25 protein-coding genes are annotated in these 21,335 nt (G+C 68.7%); 12 read left to right on the forward strand and 13 right to left on the reverse strand.

Annotated features, from left to right (window positions below):
* Positions 1-6 precede the first annotated feature (6 nt).
* Positions 7-663, forward strand: coding sequence for a L,D-transpeptidase (locus BLW32_RS13160; RefSeq protein WP_068525676.1), 657 nt, complete (start codon positions 7-9; stop codon positions 661-663).
* A 74-nt stretch (positions 664-737) separates the two neighbouring features.
* On the opposite strand, the gene BLW32_RS13165 is transcribed toward BLW32_RS13160, so the two are convergent.
* Both BLW32_RS13165 and BLW32_RS13170 read right to left on the reverse strand, forming a co-directional pair.
* Positions 738-2,222 carry a flavin-containing monooxygenase gene (locus BLW32_RS13165; RefSeq protein ID WP_068525677.1) on the reverse strand — a complete coding sequence of 495 codons (1,485 nt, stop codon included), beginning with the start codon at positions 2,220-2,222 and terminating at the stop codon, positions 738-740.
* 120 nt (positions 2,223-2,342) lie between these two features.
* Positions 2,343-2,807, reverse strand: coding sequence for a Rieske (2Fe-2S) protein (locus BLW32_RS13170; RefSeq protein WP_074850560.1), 465 nt, complete (start codon positions 2,805-2,807; stop codon positions 2,343-2,345).
* Positions 2,808-2,836: 29 nt separating this feature from the next.
* Here BLW32_RS13170 and BLW32_RS13175 point away from each other — a divergent pair, with 29 nt between their 5' ends.
* Positions 2,837-3,322, forward strand: a complete 486-nt coding sequence (locus BLW32_RS13175) for a DUF2231 domain-containing protein (protein WP_068525679.1) — start codon at positions 2,837-2,839, stop codon at positions 3,320-3,322.
* Between the two features lie 46 nt (positions 3,323-3,368).
* Here the strand turns inward: BLW32_RS13175 and BLW32_RS13180 are convergent, their stop codons facing one another.
* On the reverse strand, positions 3,369-3,887 hold the full coding sequence (locus tag BLW32_RS13180) for a gamma carbonic anhydrase family protein (protein WP_082791426.1): 519 nt from the start codon (positions 3,885-3,887) through the stop codon (positions 3,369-3,371).
* 11 nt (positions 3,888-3,898) lie between these two features.
* Positions 3,899-4,621, reverse strand: coding sequence for a VIT1/CCC1 transporter family protein (locus BLW32_RS13185; RefSeq protein WP_068525681.1), 723 nt, complete (start codon positions 4,619-4,621; stop codon positions 3,899-3,901).
* 27 nt (positions 4,622-4,648) lie between these two features.
* Between BLW32_RS13185 and BLW32_RS13190 the strand changes: the two genes are divergently transcribed.
* On the forward strand, positions 4,649-5,806 hold the full coding sequence (locus BLW32_RS13190) for an iron-containing alcohol dehydrogenase (RefSeq protein WP_068525682.1): 1,158 nt from the start codon (positions 4,649-4,651) through the stop codon (positions 5,804-5,806).
* On the opposite strand, the gene BLW32_RS13195 is transcribed toward BLW32_RS13190, so the two are convergent.
* The 4 genes from BLW32_RS13195 to BLW32_RS13210 form a co-directional block, all read right to left on the reverse strand.
* Complete coding sequence (locus BLW32_RS13195; RefSeq protein ID WP_082791425.1) at positions 5,803-7,143, reverse strand: PE-PPE domain-containing protein; 1,341 nt, start codon at positions 7,141-7,143, stop codon at positions 5,803-5,805. The two genes, BLW32_RS13190 and BLW32_RS13195, sit on opposite strands and share 4 nt — an antisense overlap.
* Positions 7,144-7,335: 192 nt before the next feature.
* Positions 7,336-7,974 (reverse strand): DUF305 domain-containing protein, encoded by a 639-nt coding sequence (locus tag BLW32_RS13200; protein ID WP_074850562.1) that lies wholly within the window; start codon positions 7,972-7,974, stop codon positions 7,336-7,338.
* An 83-nt stretch (positions 7,975-8,057) separates the two neighbouring features.
* Complete coding sequence (locus BLW32_RS13205) at positions 8,058-8,468, reverse strand: DUF6153 family protein (RefSeq protein ID WP_068741886.1); 411 nt, start codon at positions 8,466-8,468, stop codon at positions 8,058-8,060.
* 29 nt (positions 8,469-8,497) lie between these two features.
* The gene (locus BLW32_RS13210; protein WP_068525917.1) at positions 8,498-9,175 is read right to left on the reverse strand and encodes a FadR/GntR family transcriptional regulator; all 678 of its coding nucleotides are present in this window, start codon (positions 9,173-9,175) and stop codon (positions 8,498-8,500) included.
* Between the two features lie 84 nt (positions 9,176-9,259).
* Between BLW32_RS13210 and BLW32_RS13215 the strand changes: the two genes are divergently transcribed.
* Positions 9,260-10,498 (forward strand): CynX/NimT family MFS transporter, encoded by a 1,239-nt coding sequence (locus tag BLW32_RS13215; RefSeq protein WP_068741885.1) that lies wholly within the window; start codon positions 9,260-9,262, stop codon positions 10,496-10,498.
* A 1-nt stretch (position 10,499) separates the two neighbouring features.
* Here the strand turns inward: BLW32_RS13215 and BLW32_RS13220 are convergent, their stop codons facing one another.
* The 3 genes from BLW32_RS13220 to BLW32_RS13230 all read right to left on the reverse strand — a co-directional run bounded on the left by BLW32_RS13220 (position 10,500) and on the right by BLW32_RS13230 (position 14,120).
* A complete protein-coding gene (locus BLW32_RS13220; RefSeq protein WP_068741884.1) occupies positions 10,500-11,087 on the reverse strand; it encodes a vitamin K epoxide reductase family protein in 588 nt (195 codons plus the stop codon).
* 59 nt (positions 11,088-11,146) lie between these two features.
* The gene (locus tag BLW32_RS13225) at positions 11,147-13,513 is read right to left on the reverse strand and encodes an ATP-binding cassette domain-containing protein (RefSeq protein WP_068741883.1); all 2,367 of its coding nucleotides are present in this window, start codon (positions 13,511-13,513) and stop codon (positions 11,147-11,149) included.
* A gap of 118 nt (positions 13,514-13,631) precedes the next feature.
* Entirely contained in the window at positions 13,632-14,120 is a 489-nt protein-coding gene (locus BLW32_RS13230) for a hypothetical protein (protein WP_139286145.1), read from the reverse strand.
* An 87-nt stretch (positions 14,121-14,207) separates the two neighbouring features.
* Between BLW32_RS13230 and BLW32_RS27535 the strand changes: the two genes are divergently transcribed.
* Together BLW32_RS27535 and BLW32_RS13235 are read left to right on the forward strand one after the other, a co-directional pair.
* On the forward strand, positions 14,208-14,378 hold the full coding sequence (locus BLW32_RS27535) for a hypothetical protein (RefSeq protein ID WP_156486416.1): 171 nt from the start codon (positions 14,208-14,210) through the stop codon (positions 14,376-14,378).
* 733 nt (positions 14,379-15,111) lie between these two features.
* Positions 15,112-15,555, forward strand: a complete 444-nt coding sequence (locus BLW32_RS13235) for a site-specific integrase (protein WP_068741882.1) — start codon at positions 15,112-15,114, stop codon at positions 15,553-15,555.
* Between the two features lie 14 nt (positions 15,556-15,569).
* On the opposite strand, the gene BLW32_RS27540 is transcribed toward BLW32_RS13235, so the two are convergent.
* Positions 15,570-15,725 carry a hypothetical protein gene (locus BLW32_RS27540; RefSeq protein WP_156486415.1) on the reverse strand — a complete coding sequence of 52 codons (156 nt, stop codon included), beginning with the start codon at positions 15,723-15,725 and terminating at the stop codon, positions 15,570-15,572.
* A gap of 81 nt (positions 15,726-15,806) precedes the next feature.
* Here BLW32_RS27540 and BLW32_RS13240 point away from each other — a divergent pair, with 81 nt between their 5' ends.
* From BLW32_RS13240 to chrA, 3 genes are read left to right on the forward strand one after another with little or no spacing between them, the layout of a single operon-like run.
* Complete coding sequence (locus BLW32_RS13240) at positions 15,807-16,334, forward strand: Chromate resistance protein ChrB (protein WP_068741881.1); 528 nt, start codon at positions 15,807-15,809, stop codon at positions 16,332-16,334.
* Positions 16,331-16,759 carry a chromate resistance protein ChrB domain-containing protein gene (locus BLW32_RS13245; RefSeq protein WP_068741880.1) on the forward strand — a complete coding sequence of 143 codons (429 nt, stop codon included), beginning with the start codon at positions 16,331-16,333 and terminating at the stop codon, positions 16,757-16,759. The genes BLW32_RS13240 and BLW32_RS13245 overlap by 4 nt, the downstream gene beginning before the upstream one ends.
* Positions 16,760-16,810: 51 nt before the next feature.
* Positions 16,811-18,268, forward strand: coding sequence for a chromate efflux transporter (gene chrA / locus BLW32_RS13250; RefSeq protein WP_082791424.1), 1,458 nt, complete (start codon positions 16,811-16,813; stop codon positions 18,266-18,268).
* 36 nt (positions 18,269-18,304) lie between these two features.
* Here chrA and BLW32_RS13255 read toward each other — a convergent pair whose 3' ends face one another.
* Positions 18,305-19,642, reverse strand: a complete 1,338-nt coding sequence (locus tag BLW32_RS13255) for an MFS transporter (RefSeq protein WP_068741879.1) — start codon at positions 19,640-19,642, stop codon at positions 18,305-18,307.
* A gap of 94 nt (positions 19,643-19,736) precedes the next feature.
* Here BLW32_RS13255 and BLW32_RS13260 point away from each other — a divergent pair, with 94 nt between their 5' ends.
* The 3 genes from BLW32_RS13260 to BLW32_RS13270 all read left to right on the forward strand — a co-directional run bounded on the left by BLW32_RS13260 (position 19,737) and on the right by BLW32_RS13270 (position 20,811).
* Complete coding sequence (locus tag BLW32_RS13260) at positions 19,737-20,087, forward strand: ArsR/SmtB family transcription factor (RefSeq protein WP_068742311.1); 351 nt, start codon at positions 19,737-19,739, stop codon at positions 20,085-20,087.
* 65 nt (positions 20,088-20,152) lie between these two features.
* Positions 20,153-20,389: a hypothetical protein gene (locus BLW32_RS13265; RefSeq protein WP_068741878.1), complete on the forward strand. Its 237-nt coding sequence runs from the start codon at positions 20,153-20,155 to the stop codon at positions 20,387-20,389.
* A complete protein-coding gene (locus tag BLW32_RS13270) occupies positions 20,386-20,811 on the forward strand; it encodes a tautomerase family protein (protein WP_175546295.1) in 426 nt (141 codons plus the stop codon). The genes BLW32_RS13265 and BLW32_RS13270 overlap by 4 nt, the downstream gene beginning before the upstream one ends.
* The last annotated feature ends 524 nt before the right edge of the window (positions 20,812-21,335 follow it).

Consider the following 21,335-nt stretch of genomic DNA (forward strand, 5'->3'; position numbering starts at 1 on the left):
ACAACGATGACTGACCGGAACCTCGGTCCCACCGGCGTCAACCGCCGCGGCTTCGCGCGCCTCGGCGCGGGCGCGGCAGCGGCGATCGTCGCGGCCACGGCCTCCGCGGCCGTCGCGGGCGCAGCGCCCACGACCCCGTCGCGTCCGACCACGCCCCGCCCGACGGGTCCGTCGACGCCGGGCGGCGCCACCGAGACGAGCGAGACCGTCGTCTCCTCGCCCGAGCCTCCCGTCGCCACCAAGACCGGCTGGGTCGCGCTCGCGGACGACAACACCAAGCAGATCACCGTCTGGCACAACGGCGAGGTCGTCAAGACGATGCCGACGTCCTTCGGCACCAACAAGCACCCGACGCCGAACGGCACGTACTACACCATGGAGAAGAAGCGCGACATGTACATGGATTCGTCCACGTACGGCGTCCCGGTCGACTCCCCGGAGGGCTACCGCACGTACGTCGAGTACGCCACGCGCATGTCCTGGAGCGGCATCTTCGTGCACGCCGCCCCGTGGTCGGTGAACCAGCAGGGCGTCTCCAACGTGAGCCACGGCTGCCTCAACGTGAGCACCGCCAACGGCAAGTACTTCTACGACAACTTCCCGATCGGCTCGCCGATCGTGGTGCGCAACACCGTCGGCGGGACCTACGTCCAGGGTTCCTGAGCCCGGCGCACGACGAAAGAAGAACCCGCCCCCTCCTTCGAGGGGGCGGGTTCTTCCGTTCCCGGATCAGGCGATCAGACGCCGGCCTTCGACGGCGCCGCGACGGTGCCGAACTTCAGCTCGGGCGCGTCGACGCGCGAGCGCTGGTAGTCCAGCGAGTCGAGCACGAAGTTGTGCCGGATCATCCACGGCTGCTCGGTGGCCGCCTTGGGCATCGCGTCGGGGGAGCGCTGCACGTAGCCGGAGCTCAGGTCGAGCGCGGGGTGCTCGGTGAGCACCTTGCCGCCGACCTGCGGCTCCACGTGGGTGTAGCCCTTGACCACCATGTGGTTGAGCAGGCGGGCGATGCCGCGGGCCGAGATGTCGGCGCGCAGCGTCCACGAGTTGTTGGTGTAACCGATGATGAACGCGAAGTTCGGGACGCCCTCAAGCATGTACCCGTTGTAGGCGAACTTGTCGTTGGGCTTGATCGGGGCACCGTCGACGTTGACCTCGACGCCGCCGAAGGCGAGCAGCTGCAGACCCGTCGCGGTGATGATGATGTCGGCCTCGAGCTCGCGGCCCGAGCTCAGGCGGATCCCCTTCTCGGTGAAGGTGTCGATGGTGTCGGTGACCACCTCGGCCTTGCCGTCCTTGATGGTCTTGAACAGGTCGCCGTTGGGGACGACGCACAGGCGCTGGTCCCAGGGCTCGTACTTGGGCTTGAAGTGGACGTCCACGTCGTAGCCCTCGGGCAGCATCGCCTGGTTCAGCTTGCGCAGGAACTTCCGCGAGGTCTTCGGGAAGGAACGCGCGAGCACGTACTGGCCGACGTTGATGACGGCGTTGACGTTGCGCGTGATGTTGTGCGAGACCGTCGCGGGCAGCACCTTCGCACCGAACTTGGTGAGCGGGTCGGCGTTCGGCACGGGCAGCACGTACGTGGGGGAGCGCTGCAGCATGGTGATGTGCTCGACGTCGTCGGCCATCGACGGGATCAGGGTGATGGCGGTCGCGCCGGAGCCGATGACCACGACCTTCTTGCCCTGGTAGTCCAGGTCCTCGGGCCAGTGCTGCGGATGCACGATCTGGCCCTGGAACTGGTCGACGCCGGGGAAGGGCGGCTCGTAGCCGGCCTCGTAGTTGTAGTAGCCGGTGCAGGCCACCAGGAACCGCGCCTGGTAGACGACCTGCTCACCGTCGCGCTCGGCCGTGACCGTCCACAGGTCGGTGCGCGAATCGAAGTCGACGGTGCCGACCTTGGTGTTGAAGCTGATGTTCTTGTCGATGCCGAACTTCGCGGCGGCCTGCTCGATGTAGGCCTTGATCTCGGGCCCGCTGGCGAGGCGGTTCGTACCCGTCCAGGGCAGGAACGGGTAGCTCAGGCTGAAGATGTCGGAGTCGGACCGGATGCCCGGGTACTTGAACAGATCCCAGGTGCCGCCCATCTCCGCGCGCTGCTCGAGCACGGCGTAGCTGAAGTGCGGCACCTCGTTCGAGACGCGGTAGGCGGTGTCGATACCGGCGAGCCCGGCGCCCACGATGAGCACGTCCTTGTAGATAGCCTCGGGATTGGCCACGGGAGCCTCCTCGTCGAAGTGGTGACGGTCCCGGCGGTGGCTGCCTACTGAGACCAGTTCAATAACGTTGCTGCCATGCTACAACGCGGTAGCTTCCGGGTCCACGACTATCACCCGTCGTCAGCCGACGATGAGTTCCTCCCCGTCGCGCCGCACCGGAGCCGAGGCGAGCGCTGTCTTCGCGGGGCCCTGTTCGACGGCGCCGGTGCCCCCGTTGAACCTGCTCCCGTGCGCCGGGCACTGCAGGGAGAGGCCGTCCTGCGCCGCCACGACCGTGCCCTGATGGGTGCACGCCGCGTCGAAGGCGACGAACTTCCCGTCGGTGGGCTGGGCGACGACGTAGGGCTTCGCGCCCGCGATCACCACCGCGCTGCCGACGGGTACCTGCGCGACGGGGATCCGGGCGCCGCCGCCCGGCGCCGCGCCTCCGGCGGAGCTGTCGTTCGTAGGAGTGGAGCCCGACGAGGAGTCGTCGGTCTTCGAGGTCGTTCCACAGGCCACCGCGACGGGCAGGATCGCGATACCGGGAAGGGCCGCGAGCACCGCGCGCCGCGTGGGGCAGAAGCTTGGCTGAGTTGTCTGCATCACAGGGTCCACTCTGCCAGCATTGATGCGTGCTCACCGAGATCGCGGGAATTCCGAGTCATCCGCTGTTGGTCCACGCCGCCGTGGTGCTGTTGCCGCTGGCAGCGCTGGCGCTCGTGCTCGCCGCGTGGTGGCCCGCGGCCCGCACCCGAGTGGGCGCCGGGCTACCGGTGTTCGCGCTGGTCGCCGCGGCGGCGTGCTACCTCGCGAAGGAGTCGGGGGAGAAGCTCGAACAGCGTCCGTCGATGGAGGGCATGCGCGAGCAGATCGCGGGCCACTCCACCCAGGGGACCGCGACCTTCCTGTGGTCGCTGGGGCTGCTCGTCGTGGCGGTCCTGGTGTGGGCCGGATCGAGCCCGGCGGTCGCCTCCCGCGCGTCCGGGGCGGCGGTGCTGTCCGGCCGTGCGGGGACTGTCGTGCTGGGCGTGGTGTCGACGGTGGCCGCGGCCGCGTGCATCTGGGGCGTGATCGCCGCCGGGCATTCCGGCGCGACGATGGTGTGGTCCGGGCTCTGAGTGCATGGGCTCCGGAGCCTGGGCCATGTGCCCCGGGCTCGGAGGCCTACGCCGGGCCGGTCTGCGTCGCGTGGGCCTGCGTGAGGAACTGATAGCCCGCGGCGTTCGCCGTGATCCCGGCGCGCTCCTCGTCGGACAGCTCGCGCCGCACCTTGGCGGGCACGCCCGCGACCATCGACCCGGGCGGGACCTCCATGCCCTGAGGAACGAGCGCGTTCGCCGCGATCAGGCTGCCGGCGCCGATCACCGCGCCGTTGAGGACGACCGCGCCCATGCCGATCAGCACGTCGTCGCCGACGGTGCACCCGTGCACGACCGCGTTGTGGCCGATGGACACCCGCTCGCCGACCGTCAGCGGGAAGCCGGGGTCCGCGTGCATCGCCACCCCGTCCTGGACGTTGCTGTTCTCACCGATGACGATCGGCGTCGTGTCGCCGCGCACCACGGCGCTGTAGAACACCCCGACGCCCGGCCCGAGCTCCACGTCGCCCACGACGGTGGCGGTCTCCGCCACCCACGCCGTCTCGGCGATGCGGGGCGTCTTGTCTGCGAACCGTGCGATCACTCGCGGCCTCCTCAGGCGATTCCGGTGGTGCCGAGGAGCTTACCCACGGCGTAGGTCACGGCCATCGCGATGAGGCCGCCGATCACGACGCGGGCCGTCGCGCGCCGGACGTCCGCGTCGCCGAGCCGCGCTGAGACGTACCCGGTGAGCGCGAGGCCGAGGAGGACGGCGACGACGATCGCGAGGATCCGCTGCGCCTCGATGAGCGAGGCGAGGATGGGGATCGACGCGCCGACGCTGAAGGACACCGCCGACGACAGCGCCGCCGCGACCGGGCTCGTCAGGTTCTCCTCGTCGATCCCGAGTTCGGCGTCGAGGTGCGCCTGCAGCGGATCCTTCGCGGTGAGTTCCTCGGCGACGAGGCGCGCCGTCGTGGGGGAGAGGCCCTTCTGGCGGTAGATCTGCTCCAGCTCGGCGAACTCGTCGTCGGGCATCTCCTTCAGTTCGGCCTTCTCCTTGGCGATGAGCGCGACCTCGGTGTCGCGCTGCGTGCTCACGGAGACGTACTCGCCGAGCGCCATCGACACGGCACCCGCGGTGAGGCCCGCGATCCCGGCGGTGAGGATCGCCGACGACTCGCCCGTCGCCGCGGCGACGCCGATGACGATGCCCGCGGTCGAGATCAGCCCGTCGTTCGCGCCGAGCACCCCCGCCCGCAGCCAGTTGAGACGGTCCCCGATCGCGGCGTGGTGCGGCTCGAATTCGTGTGTGCCTTCACCGATCTGCTCAGCCATGGGAAGGAGTCTAGGTACGTTCGAGGCATGACTGCAGCCCAGATCGGACTTCCCCGCCGGCTCGCGGTCGGAGGCGGCGCACTCGCCGACTCCGGTCGCCTGGTCACGGACCTCGGGTTCTCCCGGCCGGTGGTCGTGACCGACGCCTTCCTCTCCGCGCAGGGCACCGTCGCGCGGCTGGTGGCGGCGCTGACCGGCGCCGGCTGCGAGGTGTCGGTCTTCGACGGCACCGTGCCCGACCCGACGACGGACTCGCTCGGCCCCGGCCTCGCCGTGGTCCGCGCGCACGGCGCCGACTGCGTGATCGGCCTCGGCGGCGGCAGCCCCCTGGACACGGCGAAGGCCCTCGCGGTGCTCGCCGCGGGCGGCGGCAGCATGCGGGACTACAAGGCGCCCACCGTCACCGTCGGCCCCGCGCTCCCGGTGATCGCGATCCCGACGACGGCGGGCAGCGGCAGCGAGGCGACGCAGTTCAGCATCATCACCGACAGCGCGACCGACGAGAAGATGCTCTGTCCGGGACCCGCGTTCCTGCCCGTGGCGGCCGTCGTCGACTACGAACTCACACTGTCGATGCCGGCGCGCCTCACCGCCGACACCGGCGTGGACGCCCTCACCCACGCGATCGAGGCGTACGTCAGCCGCCGGGCGAACCCGTTCGCCGACGGCTTCGCGCTCACCGCCATCTCCACGATCGCCGAGAACATCCGGGCCGTGTACGCCGACGGTGCCGACCGGCCCGCCCGGGAGGCGATGATGCTCGCCGCCACGCAGGCCGGCGTCGCCTTCTCCAACAGCTCGGTCGCCCTGGTGCACGGCATGAGCCGCCCGATCGGCGCGCACTTCCACGTCGCGCACGGCCTCTCGAACGCGATGCTCCTGCCCGCGGTCATGCGCTTCTCGGTCGGCGCGGCACCGTCGCGCTACGCGGACTGCGCCCGCGCGTACGGGCTGTCCGGGGACTCGGACGAGGCACTCGCCCAGGCCCTCGTGGGCGCGATCGAGCAGCTGTGCGCCGACCTCGCTGTACCCACGCCGCGGGCGTACGGCATCGACAAGGCGCGCTGGGACGAGCTCGCGCCGCTGATGGCGGAGCAGGCGCTGGCGTCCGGCTCGCCCGGCAACAACCCGCGCGTGCCCGACGCCGCCGAGATCGTCGCCCTGTACGACGAGGTCTACGGCTAGGCCGCGTCCGCCGCGGGCTCGTCCGCCTCCACCGGGCCGGCCTCCGAGTCGTCCGCGGCGAGCTCCTGAGCGGCTGCCTCGACGGCGGGCTCCTCGGCGGTCGTCGGCTCCGGCGCGACCTCGGTCTCGCCGGCCGGGGGATCGGCGGGCGCGTCGGTCTGAGCGTCAGTGGGGGAGTCGGCGGGCTGATCCTGGGTGGGCGGATCCGCCTGGGGCTGATCCTGATCGGCGTCGTCTTCCTGGGTGAACAGATCCGCCACGGGAATGGCGTCCGGCCGGTCGTCACGATGACGGGCCGTCGACGGCGACGGAGCCGGGGCCGGCACGTCCGGGAGCAGTCCACCGTCGCCGGGTTCCGGCACGGGCACCAGCGTGGAGAGGATCTGGTCGAACTCCTTCGGCACGGCGAATCCGTTGCGGCGCAGCATCCAGCCCCAGGGATTCTCCCCCTTGTCGATCGAGACCCAGGTCGTATTGTCCTCCGTCCACGTCCGCTTGACGGTGCCGTCCGCGTAGGTCTCGACCGTCACGGTGGAGCCGTTGCGGGTCTCGGAGCGGGTGTCGACCGGGCTCTCGGGTGTGGATCCCGGAGTGAAGGGTTCGCCGCTGAGCGGGGAGTAGCGGCCGATGTTCTCCGCGGTGTAGACGGTGCCGTGCATCAGGAAACCGGGGATCATGTAGACCGCGACCGACACCGGGTTGAATCCCATCCCGCACGCGATGTCGCCCTTGAAACAGATGCTGACCACCTTCGCCCCGGACGCACCGTCGTTGCGCACGGGCCCCGAATGCAGGCCGGGGATGCCCGCGGGAATGACGTTCCACGCGCCGGAACGCACGAAGCTCGGACTGCCCTGTTCGATGAAGGTGAGTTTCGCCGACCCGTCGGACGGCCGCGGATGGTCCTTGCCGTACCGCAGTACCGCGAGGCCGACGACATCGGCACCCTGGGAGATCGTGTAGACCACGACCTCCTCGTCCGGGTTCTGCTTCGCCGCCTCGATCGCGTCGACGGTGGCCGCGGCGCCGATGTCGTTGGACTGGGCGTACGTGTGCTTGAAGTCGCTGCTGAGCGCGAGGCCGGGGAAGCCGACACCGAAAACAGCGGGGTACTGCACGAAGACCGGCGCGGGTCCGGTGTGATCACCGCCGATCCTTGCCCACTGATCCTTGCCGGTCGGGTCGCTGGCCCCGCCGACGACGATGATCGTCTTCGCCGCCACCTGGGCCAGGAATTCCGCGCCACCACCGGTGAGGGCGACCACGCCCGCGAGTCCTGTTCCGGCGGCCGCGAGTGCGATCGGCCGGGGCTTGCGGAGCGCATGCCTCGCTGTCATCGTTGCTCTCTTTCTTGAAGCAATGAAGTGATGGGGCACAGCGGATTCGACTGCCGACGCCGGCTGGTGGGCCGGCCGGTCAGGCACCGTTGAGCGACCGACGCGGTACGCGTCGGTCCGATGATCATGCCCTGCGCAAGCGCGACACAGGGCCGATTCGTCCTGACCGGCCGGGCGATTCCTCCGAACGGACTACAGGAGCTTCTCCATGCGGGTGATCTCGGCCTGCTGGCCGCTCTTGATCTGCTCGGCGATCTTCCGGTTCTCCGGGTTGACGCCCTTCGCCAGCTCGGTGTCGGCCATGGTGATGGCGCCCTTGTGATGGGCGATCATCATCGTGAGCCACTCGCGGTCGAAGTCGGGGCCCCGCAGCGTGCGGAGCTTCTCCATCTGCGCGGGCGTCATCATGCCGTCCATGGCGTGCTCCATGGTCGCGCTCGGGGCGGGCTTGCCCCACTGCGCGAGCAGGCGCGTGAAGGCGTCCATCTCGGGCTGCTGGGCACCCTGGATCTCACTCGCGAGCTCGACGACCTCGGGCCGGGCGCCCTTGCCGTCCACGAGCTTGGCCATCTCCACGGCCTGGGCGTGGTGCGGGTACATCATCGTGGCGAAGTCGACGTCGGCGTCGTTGAACTGCGCGCCGACTCCCGTGCTCGACGGTGCGCCCGACGACGCGCCCATGCCGTGGCCGGCGTGGTCTGCGGCACTCGTGGCGGCGACGCTCGAGGTCGCGGTCTCCGACGACGTGCCGGAGGTGCAGGCGCCGAGCAGGACGGCGCCGGCGGCGACGGCGGACAGCGTGGTGGCGATGCGGATACGTGAAACGGACATGGTTGTTCCTCTGCGGGATCGTGTATCGGTCTGATGGGTCGGCTCAGCGCGCCGCGGCCGTCAGGGCCGCGCGCGGGCGTCGATCAGACTCGGAGGACGCAGAGTTGCGCGAGGTCGAACACCGCCCAGGGCGGCGGCCCGCGGGCGAGGGCGGCCCGCGACGCCGGGGTGACATCGGGCGCACCGTCGGCGAGGGGGAGGACCGCGACGAGTGGGGGCGCACCGACGGTCTTGTGCACGACGACCGTGCCGGCGCAGTCGTGCGACTCGTGGTCATGGACGGCGTCGACGGTCTGCTTCTGCACCGCCGTGCCGTGGTCGGCGGCGTCCATCGCGGTACGGTCGGCGCCCTTCACGTCCCGGGGCGCGCCGTGGTGCGCAGCCGCCGCGGAGGGCATCGCCATGGGCGGCATACCCAGGTGCATGAGGAGGACGGCGAGCGCGAGGAGGACGGCCGTGGTGGCCGCCGTCCATCCGCTCCGCATCGTCCGCACGGCCGAATCATACCCCAGAGGGGTATTGCTCAGCGTTCGCGGAGCCGGACCTCGGCGAGGAGCTCGCGTGCGGCGGCACGGGCGGCGGGCGCATCGCCGGCGGCCACGGCGTCGATGACGGCGATATGCGCGCATTCGTATGACGTGGCGAAGCCGACCGGGAACTCCTGGAGGTGCTCCTGCAGGACCGGCACCAGCGAGTCGTAGAACTCGAGGTAGATGGTGTTGTGACTGGCGGCGACCACGCCGCGGTGCATCGCGAGATCCGCCGCGATGGCCTCCCGCTCGGCACCGGACTCGACCTGCTCGGGCGCCCAGAGCCGGTTCCGCTCCTCGAGCAGGCGGCGCAGTTCGGCGACGTCGTCGTCATCGCGCCGTTCGGCGGCGAGGCCGGCCGCGGTCACCTCGAGCGCCTCGCGCAGCTCGAGCAGGTCGGTGTCGCGCGCGGCGGAGAAGTAGTCGCCCAGTGTGGAGGTGGCGCACGCGGAGAGCACGTACGTGCCCGAGCCCTGGCGACGCTCCAGCATTCCGGCGTGCACGAGCGCCTGCACCGCCTCGCGGACGGTGTTACGCGCGGTGCCGGTGAGCTCACGGAGCTCGGTCTCGGTGGGGATGCGGCCGCCCACGGGCCATCGTCCGCTGGCGATCTCGCCGCGGAGCTGTTCTGTGACCTGCGCTATCAAGGTCTGCCTACGTACCGGTTGCATCACAGTCATCCTATCCGGACGGAAACCGTCTTGCCGTCATACATCCATTCATCCTATGATTTGTGTCGACCGTAAGGAGGGCGAATGACCAGCATCGCGACCGAGCCGCAGGAGGCCGATCAGACCATGGTGCGATCCGTGAAGCAGGGCCGGCTGCTCGTACTGCTCGCGATCGTGCTGTTCGCGCTCACCCTGCGTACCGCCGTGACGTCGCTGACGCCGTTGCTCACGCAGATCAGCGAGGACCTGCGCTTCGGCGCGACGATCATCGGCGTCTTCGGCATGCTGCCGACCGCGATGTTCGCCGCGGCCGGCATCGTGACGCCGTTCCTGACGAGCCGGATCGGCCTCGAGCGCACCACCCTCGTGGCCGTCGCCGCGACGGCGATCGGCATCGGCGTGCGCTCCCTGATGGGCGGCACGCTCGGCCTGCTGGCCTTCTCGTGCCTCGCTCTGATCGGCATGGGCGTCGGCAACGTCGTGCTGCCGCCGCTGGTCAAACGCTACTTCTCGGATAACGTCGCTGTGCTCAGCACCGCCTACCTGACCTGCGTCCAGCTGGGCACCATGGTGCCCGCGCTCGCGGCGGTCCCGGTCGCGGACGCCTACGGCTGGCGCGTCTCGCTCGCGATCTGGGCGATCATCCCGATCGCCGCATTCCTGCCGTGGCTCGGCATCGTCCTGGCCCGGCGCGGTCACGACGTGGAGGACGTGACGGGGGAGGCACCGTCGGAGCCGACGGGCCGGATCTGGCGCTCCCCACTGGCCTGGGGCGCGGCCGCGATGTTCGGCATGACCTCGCTCAACACGTACGCGATGTTCACCTGGATCCCGACGATCCTGTCGGACTCCGGCGGCAGCGCCGCTCTCGGCGGCAACATGGTCGCGCTGTTCTCGGGCGTCGGCTTCGTGGCGACGCTGATCGTCCCGAGCCTCTGCACCCGGATGGTGAACCCGTTCCCGCTGGTGACCGTGTTCCTCGGCTGCTTCGTCGTGGGTTTCCTGGGCCTGCTGTTCGCGCCGATGACACTGACCTGGGTGTGGGTGATCGCGCTGGGCCTCGGCCCGACGACCTTCCCCATGGCGCTGACCCTGGTGAATCTGCGCACCCGCACGGGCGCCGGCTCGGCATCGCTGTCGGGCTTCATGCAGGGCGTGGGCTACCTCGCGGCGTGCGCGGGTCCGCTGGGATTCGGCCTGCTGCACGAGGCGACGCACGGCTGGACGGCGCCGTTCATGATGCTGTTCGGCTGCCTCGTGATCCTCGGCCTCGGCGCCTACCAGGCGTGCAAGCCGCGCATGCTGGAGGACACCTGGCACTGACCTAGAATTTGCTGCTCCAGTAGTCCCAGAACTGCACGCCGATCAGGGCGAGCACGACGATGTACCAGAGCAGCACGACGGCGGCGAGCCCCTGCTTGACGGGCTGCGTCGCCTTCGGGCCGAGCGCGGCGGCGACGGCGGTCGCGAGCACGATCGGCATGATCGTCCAGACGAGCATGCACCACAGGCACAGCGCATGGATCACGAACAGGCTCGAGTAGATCAGGAAGATGACGAGCGCGATCCCGGCGGCGGCGCCGATCGCGAGCCCGGTCCAGAACCAGCGGGGGAGGTCGACGCCGCCGAGCGCGAGCACGCCGGCGACGATCACCACCGAGAACGACGCGATGCCGATCAGCGGGTTGGGGAAGCCGAAGACCGAGCCCTGCCAGGACTGCATGACGGAGCCGCAGGAGATCGTCGGGTCGAGGCTGCACCCGGGCACGAAGTTCGGGTCCTCGAGCAGTTTGATCTTGTCGATCGTCAGCATCGCCGAGGCCAGCAGCCCCAGCACACCGGTGACGAGGAGCAGGATTCCGGTGGTACGACGGTTCTCGGTGGCCGGTGCGGCAGTCTCGATGGTGGACACGCAGCGATCGTATGCGAACGTGCTGTGGACTCGCTGTCAGCGGACCCTCGACCGGGACGTCAGGCCCCGACGTACGCGGCGAGATGCTCGCCGGTCAGGGACGATCGTCCCGCCACCAGATCCGCCGGCGTCCCCTCGAAGACGACCCGGCCACCGTCGTGCCCGGCACCGGGACCGATGTCGATGATCCAGTCGCCGTGCGCCATCACCGCCTGGTGGTGCTCGATGACGATGACCGACTTGCCCCCGTCGACGAGGCGGTCGAGCAGCGCGAGGAGCTGCTCGACGTCTGCCAGGTGCAGGCCGGTCGTGGGCTCGTCGAGGACGAGGACTCCACCCTTGTCGCCCATGTGGGTGGCGAGCTTGAGCCGCTGACGCTCGCCGCCGGACAGGGTGGTCAGCGGCTGGCCCAGCCCGACGTAGCCCAGGCCGACGTCGTTGAGGTGACCGAGGATCTTGTGCGCGGCGGGGATCTTCGCCTCGCCCGCGCCGAAGAACTCCACGGCCTCCGCCACGGGCATCGTCAGGACCTCGCTGATGTTCTTCCCGCCGAAGCGGTACTCGAGCACCGCCGCTTGGAACCGCCGGCCCTCGCACTCCTCGCAGGTGGTGGAGACGCCGGCCATGATGCCGAGGTCGGTGTAGATCACGCCCGCGCCGTTGCAGGCGGGGCAGGCGCCCTCGGAGTTGGCGCTGAACAGGGCGGGCTTGACGCCGTTCGCCTTCGCGAAGGCCTTCCGGATGTGGTCCAGCAGGCCCGTGTAGGTGGCGGGGTTGCTGCGCCGGCTGCCCTTGATCGGCGTCTGATCGACGGTGACCACGCCCTCACGGGGGCTGATCGAACCGTGGATGAGCGAGCTCTTACCCGAGCCGGCCACGCCGGTGACCACGACGAGCACGCCGAGCGGCACGTCGACGTCGACCTCCTGCAGGTTGTGCTCGGTCGCGCCGCGCACCTCGAGCACGCCCGACGGGGCCCGCACCGCGTCCTTGAGGCGGGCCCGGTCGTCGAGGTGCCGCCCGGTCAGCGTGTCGGCGCCGCGAAGGCCGTCGACGGTGCCCTCGAAGACGATCTCGCCGCCGGCGGTGCCGGCCCTGGGACCGAGGTCGACGACGTGATCGGCGATCGCGATGGCCTCGGGCTTGTGCTCGACGACGAGGACGGTGTTGCCCTTGTCGCGCAGACGCAGGAGCAGGTCGTTCATGCGGGCGATGTCGTGCGGATGCAGGCCGATGGTCGGCTCGTCGAAGACGTACGTGATGTCGGTGAGGGAGCTGTTGAGGTGCCGGATCATCTTGGTGCGCTGCGCCTCGCCGCCCGAGAGCGTCCCGGCGGGGCGATCCAGCGAGAGGTAGCCGAGGCCGATCTCGACGAAGGAGTCCAGGGTCTGCTGGAGGTTCTCGACGAGCGGCGCCACCGACGGATCGTCGACGGTGTGGATCCACTCCGCGAGCTCGTTGATCTGCATGGCGCAGCAGTCGGCGATGGACGTGCCGTTGATCGTCGAGGACCGGGCGAGTTCCGACAGGCGGGTGCCGTCGCACTCCGGGCAGACACTGAAGGCGACCGCGCGCTCGACGAAGGCACGGATGTGCGGCTGCATCGCGTCGACGTCCTTGGACAGGAACGACTTCTGGATCTTGGGGATGATGCCCTCGTAGGTGAGGTTGATCCCCTCGACCTTGATCTTGGTCGGTTCCTTGTAGAGCAGGTCGTTCAGTTCGCGCTTGGTGTACTTCGCGATGGGCTTGGCGGTGTCGAAGAAGCCGCTGCCACGGTAGATGCGGCCCTGCCACCCTTCCATGCTGTAGCCGGGGATGGTGAACGGGCCGTCGTCGAGCGACTTGCTGTCGTCGTAGAGGGCGGTGAGATCGATGTCGTTGACGCTGCCCCGGCCCTCGCACCGCGGGCACATGCCGCCCGTGATGCTGAAGCTGACCTTCTCCTTGACCTCACGGCCGCCCTTGTCGTGCTTGACGGCGCCCGCGCCGCTCACGGAGGCGACGTTGAAGGAGTACGCCTGCGGGGAGCCGATGTGGGGGTCGCCGAGCCGGCTGAACAGGATGCGCAGCATGGCGTTGGCATCGGTGGCGGTGCCGACCGTGGACCGCGGGTCGGAGCCCATGCGCTCCTGGCCGACGATGATCGCGGTCGTGAGGCCGTCGAGGACGTCGACGTCGGGGCGGGCGAGGGTGGGCATGAAGCCCTGCACGAAGGCGCTGTAGGTCTCGTTGATCAGCCGCTGGGACTCCGCGGCGATGGTCCCGAAGACGAGCGAGCTCTTCCCGGACCCGGAGACGCCCGTGAACACCGTCAGGCGGCGCTTGGGCAGTTCGATGCTGACGTTCTTGAGGTTGTTCTCACGCGCCCCGTGGACGCGGATCCTCTCGTGACTGTCGGCGGCGTGCGGGACGGACTGCGGCATGGACGCTCCTGGTGACCTCGTGCGGCAACCGCACCAGAGTACCGGCGCCGGCGTGCACCGAAATGAAAGAAGCCGGGCACGCCCGTGGGCGCGCCCGGCTACGTGGACGGGGGAGTTGTCACTCGTTGTACTGGGAGAGCGAGACCTCGCCCCACTTGTACCGATTACCCGGGGTGAGGGTGGCGCGACCGAAGCCCTCGAGGTCCTCGAAGCCGCTCCAGTTGTCCTCTCCGTCGGTGAGGCCGAAGGCGTACACGTCGGTGCCCAGCAGGTGCTGCACGCCCACGGTGTAGCCCTCGACGTTGGTGACCAGCATCGGCATGCGGTGCATGTCGACCATGAGGTCGTTGTCCTCGGGGTTGAACGAGATCAGCTTCTCGCCGGAGGCGGACAGCTGCCACTTGATCTTGTCGACGGGGCCGTCCTTCGTGGAGAAGTCCAGCAGCTCCGCGAGGCGGAGCGCACAGTCGGCGCTGTAGGTGGCGATCAGCGATCCCGTCTGGCGCACCCGGCCTTCACGCTCGACTCGCTGGGCACGGACTTCCTCATCGTGCTTGCGAACGAGTTCTTGCGCGCGCTTGAGGACGGAGAGGTCTTCATTGGTCATGGTGTTAACAATAGCGTTATCCGACCACCGATGGTTAATGTTCCCCGTAGGAGGTCGCGCGTCGCCGCCGGATTCCGCTGTGAATCGATGCCGGCCGGCGACGGGATGACGCATCCGGGTGGCAGCGGCGTGGGCGAATCGATTTCCGGCCGTGGCGATCTGACGGAAGTTGACCAACGCGCCACGATGCGCCACCCGACGGGCGGCGCGTGGATCCGGCGCACTATCGATCATATCTATCAAATCGATCATGCGTGAAATCGAATCTATGGCCATTTGGCGCGTATCGGAACTGGCCAGCGCGGAAGTGGGTCGCGCGAGATCGAGGCCGGGAAGACTGAATTGCACCGTATCGTCGAGCGAGCCGTCGACGATCGGAACGGCCGCGACTTCTTCACGACTATGCCTACCCATAATTCCTCCTTGCGCACACGAACGAATTCCTCATTCGTCCGCGGTTCACCATGCGCCACAAGAGTAAGAGAGAGGCTATTGCTATTGCAATAGCCTCTCTCGTGAGCATTCACCCAATCCATCAACGAGTCCGCACGCCGAGCAACAAGGGGCCACGGAGACCTGATTAATACGTCACTGTGACGTATTGATCAGGTCTCACTGGATGCCACGACGGCCGGTGGCCGCGGCCCGGAACCATCGGGGACGGATCCCGATGCCAGAACACGGGCTGCGAGCGCCGTCGGATACGAGGAACAGGGCGCAAGAGACAGAAGGAACGGGGCCCGCAGCACGAGAATACGGAGGCCGGCCATCAGATACAGGATTGACGCGAGACGTCGAGCGCGGCCGTCGTTGCCGGCGAGCGACAGGCGCGCACCGACACTCCGGACACAGAAGACGACGAGCATGCACACGCCGTCGTCCACGGCCTTCCCGCGCGCACCTCGATTCACCGATAATCTACATTATGACATTACGAAGCGTTATTATTGCAGCGGATGCATGATCCGCCGCCGTCGTCATTGGCCTGCTCATGCTGCTGTACGCGCAGCCGCTCACCCGCATCGTCGCTCTCACCGTCAGCGACGTCGAGCTGACTCCGACTGAGCTCCGCCTGCGGTTCGGTCCCACCCCAGTACCTGTGCCCGCATTGTTTGCAACCTGGATCTATGTACTCCTCGAGAAACGCCCCAACCTGCAGACCAGCGGTACGGGCGGCGGCAATGACTACCTGTTCCCCGGCACCGGAGCAGGGCGACACCTGCATTCCCAGACAGTGACGAAGAGCTTGCGGAGTATGGGACTCACGCTGCTTGCGGGCCGCACCAGTTCCCTGCGCACCCTGGTCCAACGAGCACCAGCGCCGATCGTCGCGGACATGATCGGCTACAGCTACCAGGTCACTGCACGCCACAGCGACCTCGCCGCCGTGACGTACGCCCGCTACGCCTCCGAGATCGGCCAGCGCCGGCCATAGGTCCGAACCACGACCTACGACTTCGGCGGCCGCCGGGTGTAGCCGAGCGTGAACCACATCACCGACATAGCAAACCACGCCGTGCCCAGCGCGTTTCCTGCAGCGAGAAACCCCAGGGCGACAGCCACGAAGATCGCACACAACGGGTAGGCGAGCCGCTCCAACAACATGCCACGACTCTAACGAGACCGACCGACAAAGTTGTTGCTTGACAGGTTCCGCTCACGCGGAGGCTAGCCCGCGACGCTGCGATGCAACCGTGGTTACATGATCGTGTGGCTGGATACGGATCGACCGAGCGTGGACGGTGGGTGTTGCTGAGCTATCGGCTCCCTCGGGAGCCGTCCACGCCACGGATCACTCTGTGGCGCAAGCTTAAGAAGCTGGGGGTGGCGCAGATGTCCGACGGCGTCGTCGCACTCCCCGACGATGCCCGGTCCCGCGAGCACATGGAATGGCTGGCCGATGAAGTCCACGAGTGGGGCGGCGAGGCCGGTGTATGGGTGGCCACGCCCACGTCCCGGTCGCAGGAAGCGGTGTTGATCGAGCAGATGACCACCGCCCGGGCGGCGGAGTACACCGACCTCGCCGAGCAGGCGCAGGCCGCTGCGGCCACGGCCGGAGCGGACAGGACGAAGACTGTGCGCCGTCTGCGGGCACAGTGGCGGCAGATCGCGCGCCGCGACTACTTCCCGCCCGCGGAACGCGATCGTGCCCGCGCCGCTCTTCGGCAGCTCAGCGACGGTGTATCGACCGGCGCAGAGGGAGCAGTCCGGTGAGGTGGAGCACACGCGCCGGGATCCACATCGACCGCGCGGCGTGCGCGTGGTTGATCGTCCGGTTCATCGACCCGGGAGCGGAGTTCGTGTTCGTCGCGGGCCCGGACGAGGTTCCACCGGACGCGACGCCGTTCGACATGCGCGGAGTCGAGCTGTCCCACCACGGCGGCGATTGCACGTTCGAGACGATCCTGCGGCGCTACGACCTCGATGACCCCGCGCTCTGGCGGATCGCCGAGATCGTGCACGAGGCCGACATCGAGGACGATCGCTACGACGCTCCCGAGGCCGCCGGCCTGGACACCGTCCTACGGGGCCTGTCGATGATCGGCGACGACCGGCAGACGATAACGGTCACCGGGCCGGTCTTCGACGGCCTCTACGAGTTCTTCCGCCGCTCCCTGCTCGGCCGCGCTCCCCTCTAACCGAACGCCGCACCGGCCTTCACCGCTCACGCCTTCAAGGAGAATCCCTTCATGTCTCACAACAGCATTCCCGAGAACGGAGCCGCACGCGAAGACCTGGCCGCGCCGCCGAACACCGACGGCTCTGGACAGCCGCGGGAGCGGCCCCCGACCGGTGATGTCATCCCCTTCGGCGTCGCCCTGCGGGCGTGGTTCGCGATCAGCCTGCAGACGTTCGGCGGCCCCGCCGGTCAGATCGCGGTCATGCAGCGCACGCTCGTCGACGAGAAGCGCTGGATCGGGCAGAAGCGGTTCCTGCACGCCCTCAACTACTGCATGGTGCTTCCCGGGCCGGAGGCTCAGCAATTGGCGATCTACACCGGGTGGCTGCTCAACGGTACGCGCGGCGGCATCGCCGCCGGCACCCTGTTCGTCCTCCCCGGCATGCTCGCGATGCTCGCCCTCTCCGCGATCTACATCGCCTACGGCGACACCACCGCCGTCACCGCGATCTTCGCCGGCCTCGCCCCCGCAGTGGTCGCGATCGTCGCCCAGGCCGTGCACCGCGTCGGTAGCCGGGCCCTGACCACGCCCGCGCTCAAGCTGCTCGCCGTGGGCTCGTTCCTCGCGCTGTCGGTGTTCGCACTCCCCTTCCCCGTGGTCATCGCCATCGCGGCCCTGATCGGCTGCATCCTCGGCCGCACTCGTCCCGAGGCTCTTCAGGGACCCGCCAAGACCACCGCGACGGAGGCGGACGAGAAGCCGCCGCTGATCCCGGACGACATCCTGCACACTGAACGTCCCGCAGCTCGCCGCACGCTCCTGGTGCTGGCGATCGGGATCGTCGCCTGGGGCGTGCCCGTGCTCGCCTTCGCACTGCTCACCGGTACCGACAGCGTCTTCACCACCCAGGGACTGTTCTTCACCGGCACCGCACTGGTCACCTTCGGCGGCGCGTACGCCGTGCTCGCCTACGTCGCTCAACGCGCCGTCGAGGTCTTCGGCTGGCTGGCACCCGGCGAGATGGTCCGTGGCCTCGCACTCGCCGAGACCACACCTGGCCCGCTGATCATGGTCGTGCAGTTCGTCGCGTTCGTCGGCGCGTACCGCAACCCCGGCAGCCTCGACCCCTGGCTCGCCGGCACCCTCGGCGCCCTCATCGCCACCTGGGTGACCTTCGTGCCCTGCTTCGTGTTCGTCTTCCTCGGCGCCCCGTACATCGAGCGGCTCCGCAACAACAAGGCCCTCTCGGCCGCCCTGACCGGGATCACCGCCGCCGTCGTCGGCGTGATCGCCAACCTCGCGCTCTACTTCGCCTTCCACACCCTCTTCGCCGAGACCACAACGGTGCGATGGGGACCGGTGAACCTCCAATGGCCGGACCTCGCGACCTGGCAGCCGGTCAGCACCGTCATCACCGTCATCGCCCTGGTACTGATCTTCCGACTCAAGTGGCCCGTACTACGCACCCTCGGCGTGTGCGCCGCCCTCGGAGCCGCGGCCGCCGTCGCAGGGCTCCCACTTCCCTGACGGCTACGTTCCTGCTGCGCTCGCGGCTCGTCCGGGTCAGGCGGGCCAGCGGACGTGCTCGGTGTCGATGACGAACGGGTGCCGGTGCCGGTAGACACCGCCACCGACGGCGACCGCGTCGGCAAGATGCTCAGGCGCCGTTTCTGCGGCCACATGCTGATGCTCGAGCTCGCTCGGATCACGCCGCGGCCACATCCGCACCGCCACCAGCAGCCCGGCTAGGGACAAGCTGCCGAGGACCGCGTAGGCGGGGCCGAACCCGGCGGAGGTGCCGAGCCATCCGGCGATCGGGTAGGTGATCAGCCAGCACAGGTGCGAGAGCGAGAACTGCGCGGCGAACACCGACGCCCGGTCCGCAGGTACTGAGGAGCGTCGCAGCACCTGCCCGACCGGGGTGAGCACCAGGCTCATCCCGATCCCGATGGCCGACCACACCACGACCGCGGCCGGCCATACCAGCGCGCCCGGCACCGAGATCAGCACCGCCGCCGCGGCGGCAGCGACGACCAGCAGTGCGCCGCCGGTGAGCATCACCGGCCGCTCCGGCACCCTGTCGAGCAGCCGCGGCAGCAGCAGCGCGACGAGCATGGTCCCGATACCCGAGGCCGCGAGCAGCCAGGCGACGCCGGCCTGCGTCCCGCCGAGGTGATCCCGCACCACGTTGACGGTGCTGACCATCACGATCGCCCCGGCCCCGGCGACCGCCAGGTCGAGCCCGAGGACGCCGCGCAGCCGCGGCGTCGCTGCGAAGATCCGCACGCCCGCGAAGGTGCGGTCGAACACGCCCGCCCGGGCACTGCGCGTTGCGTCCGGGATCGACGTCGACACCACCAGCAGCGCGGACAGCGCGAAGCCGATGACGGTGAACCCGAACAACCAGTGGTAGCTCATCACCGCGAGCGCGACCGCCGCCAGGACCGGGCTCAGCAGCGATTCCATCGTCGACGCCAGTTGCGAGGCCGACAGTGCGCGGGTGTACTGCGCCTCGTCGGTGACGATGTCGGGGATCACCGCCTGGAACGTCGGCGTGAACGCCGCCGACGCGGACTGCAGGACCGCGATGAGCACGTAGATCTGCCACACCTGGTCGACCCACGGCAACGCCAGCACCACCGACGCCCGCAGAACATCGAGGCTGACCAGCAACAGCCGCCGCGGCATCCGATCCACGTACGCCGTCGCCAGCGGCGCGATTACCACGTACGCGACCATCTTGATCGTCAGCGCCGTCCCCAACACAGCGGCAGCCCGCGCACCCGCTAGGTCGTACGCCAACAGTCCCAGCGCGACCGTCGTCATCCCCGTGCCAAACAGGGCCACCACCTGCGCCGTGAACAGATGCCGGTAGTCCCGGATCCCGAACAGCGACGTCACATCTCACCTCTCGAAAGCCCCACACCACAAACGCGTGCCTGTGTACGCACATACTAACCATAGGAGCGGACTGCCGACCGGCTATCCTGTGACCGTGTACGCACATGACGTCACGTCGGAATGGGACCGGACGCCGCCCGACGAGCAGATCGAGGCGACCTGCCTGGCACTGAAGATGCTCTCCGTGCCGGCCCGGACGAAGATCCTCTGGGCGCTCAGCGGAGCCGGCGAGCTCGACGTCACCACCCTCACCGAACAGGTCGGCCAGGCCCGCCCCGCGGTATCCCAGCACCTAGCCAAACTCCAACTCGCAGGCCTCATCGCGCACCGGCGCGACGGCCGCCGCCTGCTCTACCGGGTGCGCGGCGGACACGTCCGGCGCCTCCTCATCGAAGCCCTCAACGCCGCCGAGCACCAGCTCAAAGACCTCCCCGAACACGACTGATCCGCGAAGAGTGGAACGACCGGCTGCCTAGCGAAAACTATTCTGGCGAAAGTACATTCAAGACAATGAACTCAGCGCCTCTGCCGTGGTGGCTTGCCGACAGCGCAGACCTGCTCGCGCACCTCTCGGCCGAGCAGCAAGACCGCATCAGCTCAGTCATCTACTCGAACTACCTCGCCGGCGCCGAGCCGCCATACCGGCATTTCATCGCACCGCTCGTCGACGTCGAGCTTGGCCTGATGACCGCCGACGAGGCGATCAACCGATTCGCCTACTACCGACAGGCCCAGATCGACGAATGACGGGCAACAATGACAACTTGATATTGACACTATCCAGTCATGTCGAGTCGCAGAAACACCACATGCCACATGGTCGATTCTGGATGCGCATCATCCGCGCACACGATCGAAACTCCCTGTCGAAGATTATCGGCGGCACGGTCCACGTCCTGCCCACGGAGAACGTGTACGCGGGTGCCGCCCACAGCCGTCTCGTCATGGTGGAACTGAAGCTGCCGGATATCGGCCTCGCCGATGTGGCCGCCCGCGCAGACTTCATCGCGCGCGCCACCGAGATCGTCGCCGACCTGACCGTGGAGGATCATTCCTCCGACGACACCTGGGTAAACATCATGAACGCCCCAGACGGTGGATGGGGCATCGGCGGTCGCCAATTCCGCTCCGCGGACTTGATCGCAGCGATTACCGCTGCGGCAGATTGAAGGCAGGATCACGTCGAGAACCACGCTTCGATCAGTGTGAAGATCGGCAGACGCCGAGACTCCACCGGGGCCCACGCTCTCCTGGCCCGTCAGGAGCGAGCGTGTGGGCGACAGTGTCCACGATGACGTTGGAATCCGATACACAGGGATTCCAGTAGCCCGATCATTGCCTACCCCTCGCGCCCGACCCGCCCCTGGGCAGGCCAGCCTTTGGTGATGAACAACCTTCGACCGACATGCTGGTGACATGTCCTGCACACGAGGCCTGGCGAGGTGCTCGCCGGCGCGATCAGTATCCCTGAACGCAGTCATTCTGGTCGGCCTGCTCGTGCTCAGCGCGTGCGGTAGCGGTCCGAACGCCGCCGATCCGACCAGAGCCGCTGCGCCCAGCGCCGCCGCGCCCACCTCCGTAGCACCCCTCGACTGCACGCCGCGCCCAACAACCGGGTCGAGTGAGGACAGCGCGAGATCTCCGACGTTCCGCGCCGTACCGGGACGATTGCCGGCACCTGGCGCCGCCGAGG

The organism is Tsukamurella tyrosinosolvens, assembly GCF_900104775.1.
In the GTDB taxonomy this organism is placed as follows: domain Bacteria; phylum Actinomycetota; class Actinomycetes; order Mycobacteriales; family Mycobacteriaceae; genus Tsukamurella; species Tsukamurella tyrosinosolvens.

Excerpts from the sequence above, each read along its gene's own strand:
- BLW32_RS13160 (WP_068525676.1), top strand. The coding sequence starts at position 7 with ATGACTGACCGGAACCTCGGTCCCACCGGCGTCAACCGCCGCGGCTTC.
- BLW32_RS13170 (WP_074850560.1), bottom strand. The coding sequence starts at position 2,807 with ATGCAGACAACTCAGCCAAGCTTCTGCCCCACGCGGCGCGCGGTGCTC.
- BLW32_RS13185 (WP_068525681.1), bottom strand. The coding sequence starts at position 4,621 with ATGGCTGAGCAGATCGGTGAAGGCACACACGAATTCGAGCCGCACCAC.
- BLW32_RS13190 (WP_068525682.1), top strand. The coding sequence starts at position 4,649 with ATGACTGCAGCCCAGATCGGACTTCCCCGCCGGCTCGCGGTCGGAGGC.
- BLW32_RS13195 (WP_082791425.1), bottom strand. The coding sequence starts at position 7,143 with ATGACAGCGAGGCATGCGCTCCGCAAGCCCCGGCCGATCGCACTCGCG.
- BLW32_RS13200 (WP_074850562.1), bottom strand. The coding sequence starts at position 7,974 with ATGTCCGTTTCACGTATCCGCATCGCCACCACGCTGTCCGCCGTCGCC.
- BLW32_RS13210 (WP_068525917.1), bottom strand. The coding sequence starts at position 9,175 with ATGCAACCGGTACGTAGGCAGACCTTGATAGCGCAGGTCACAGAACAG.
- BLW32_RS13215 (WP_068741885.1), top strand. The coding sequence starts at position 9,260 with ATGACCAGCATCGCGACCGAGCCGCAGGAGGCCGATCAGACCATGGTG.
- BLW32_RS13225 (WP_068741883.1), bottom strand. The coding sequence starts at position 13,513 with ATGCCGCAGTCCGTCCCGCACGCCGCCGACAGTCACGAGAGGATCCGC.
- BLW32_RS13230 (WP_139286145.1), bottom strand. The coding sequence starts at position 14,120 with ATGACCAATGAAGACCTCTCCGTCCTCAAGCGCGCGCAAGAACTCGTT.
- BLW32_RS27535 (WP_156486416.1), top strand. The coding sequence starts at position 14,208 with ATGCCGGCCGGCGACGGGATGACGCATCCGGGTGGCAGCGGCGTGGGC.
- BLW32_RS13235 (WP_068741882.1), top strand. The coding sequence starts at position 15,112 with ATGCTGCTGTACGCGCAGCCGCTCACCCGCATCGTCGCTCTCACCGTC.
- BLW32_RS27540 (WP_156486415.1), bottom strand. The coding sequence starts at position 15,725 with ATGTTGTTGGAGCGGCTCGCCTACCCGTTGTGTGCGATCTTCGTGGCT.
- BLW32_RS13240 (WP_068741881.1), top strand. The coding sequence starts at position 15,807 with ATGCAACCGTGGTTACATGATCGTGTGGCTGGATACGGATCGACCGAG.
- chrA (WP_082791424.1), top strand. The coding sequence starts at position 16,811 with ATGTCTCACAACAGCATTCCCGAGAACGGAGCCGCACGCGAAGACCTG.
- BLW32_RS13265 (WP_068741878.1), top strand. The coding sequence starts at position 20,153 with ATGAACTCAGCGCCTCTGCCGTGGTGGCTTGCCGACAGCGCAGACCTG.
- BLW32_RS13270 (WP_175546295.1), top strand. The coding sequence starts at position 20,386 with ATGACGGGCAACAATGACAACTTGATATTGACACTATCCAGTCATGTC.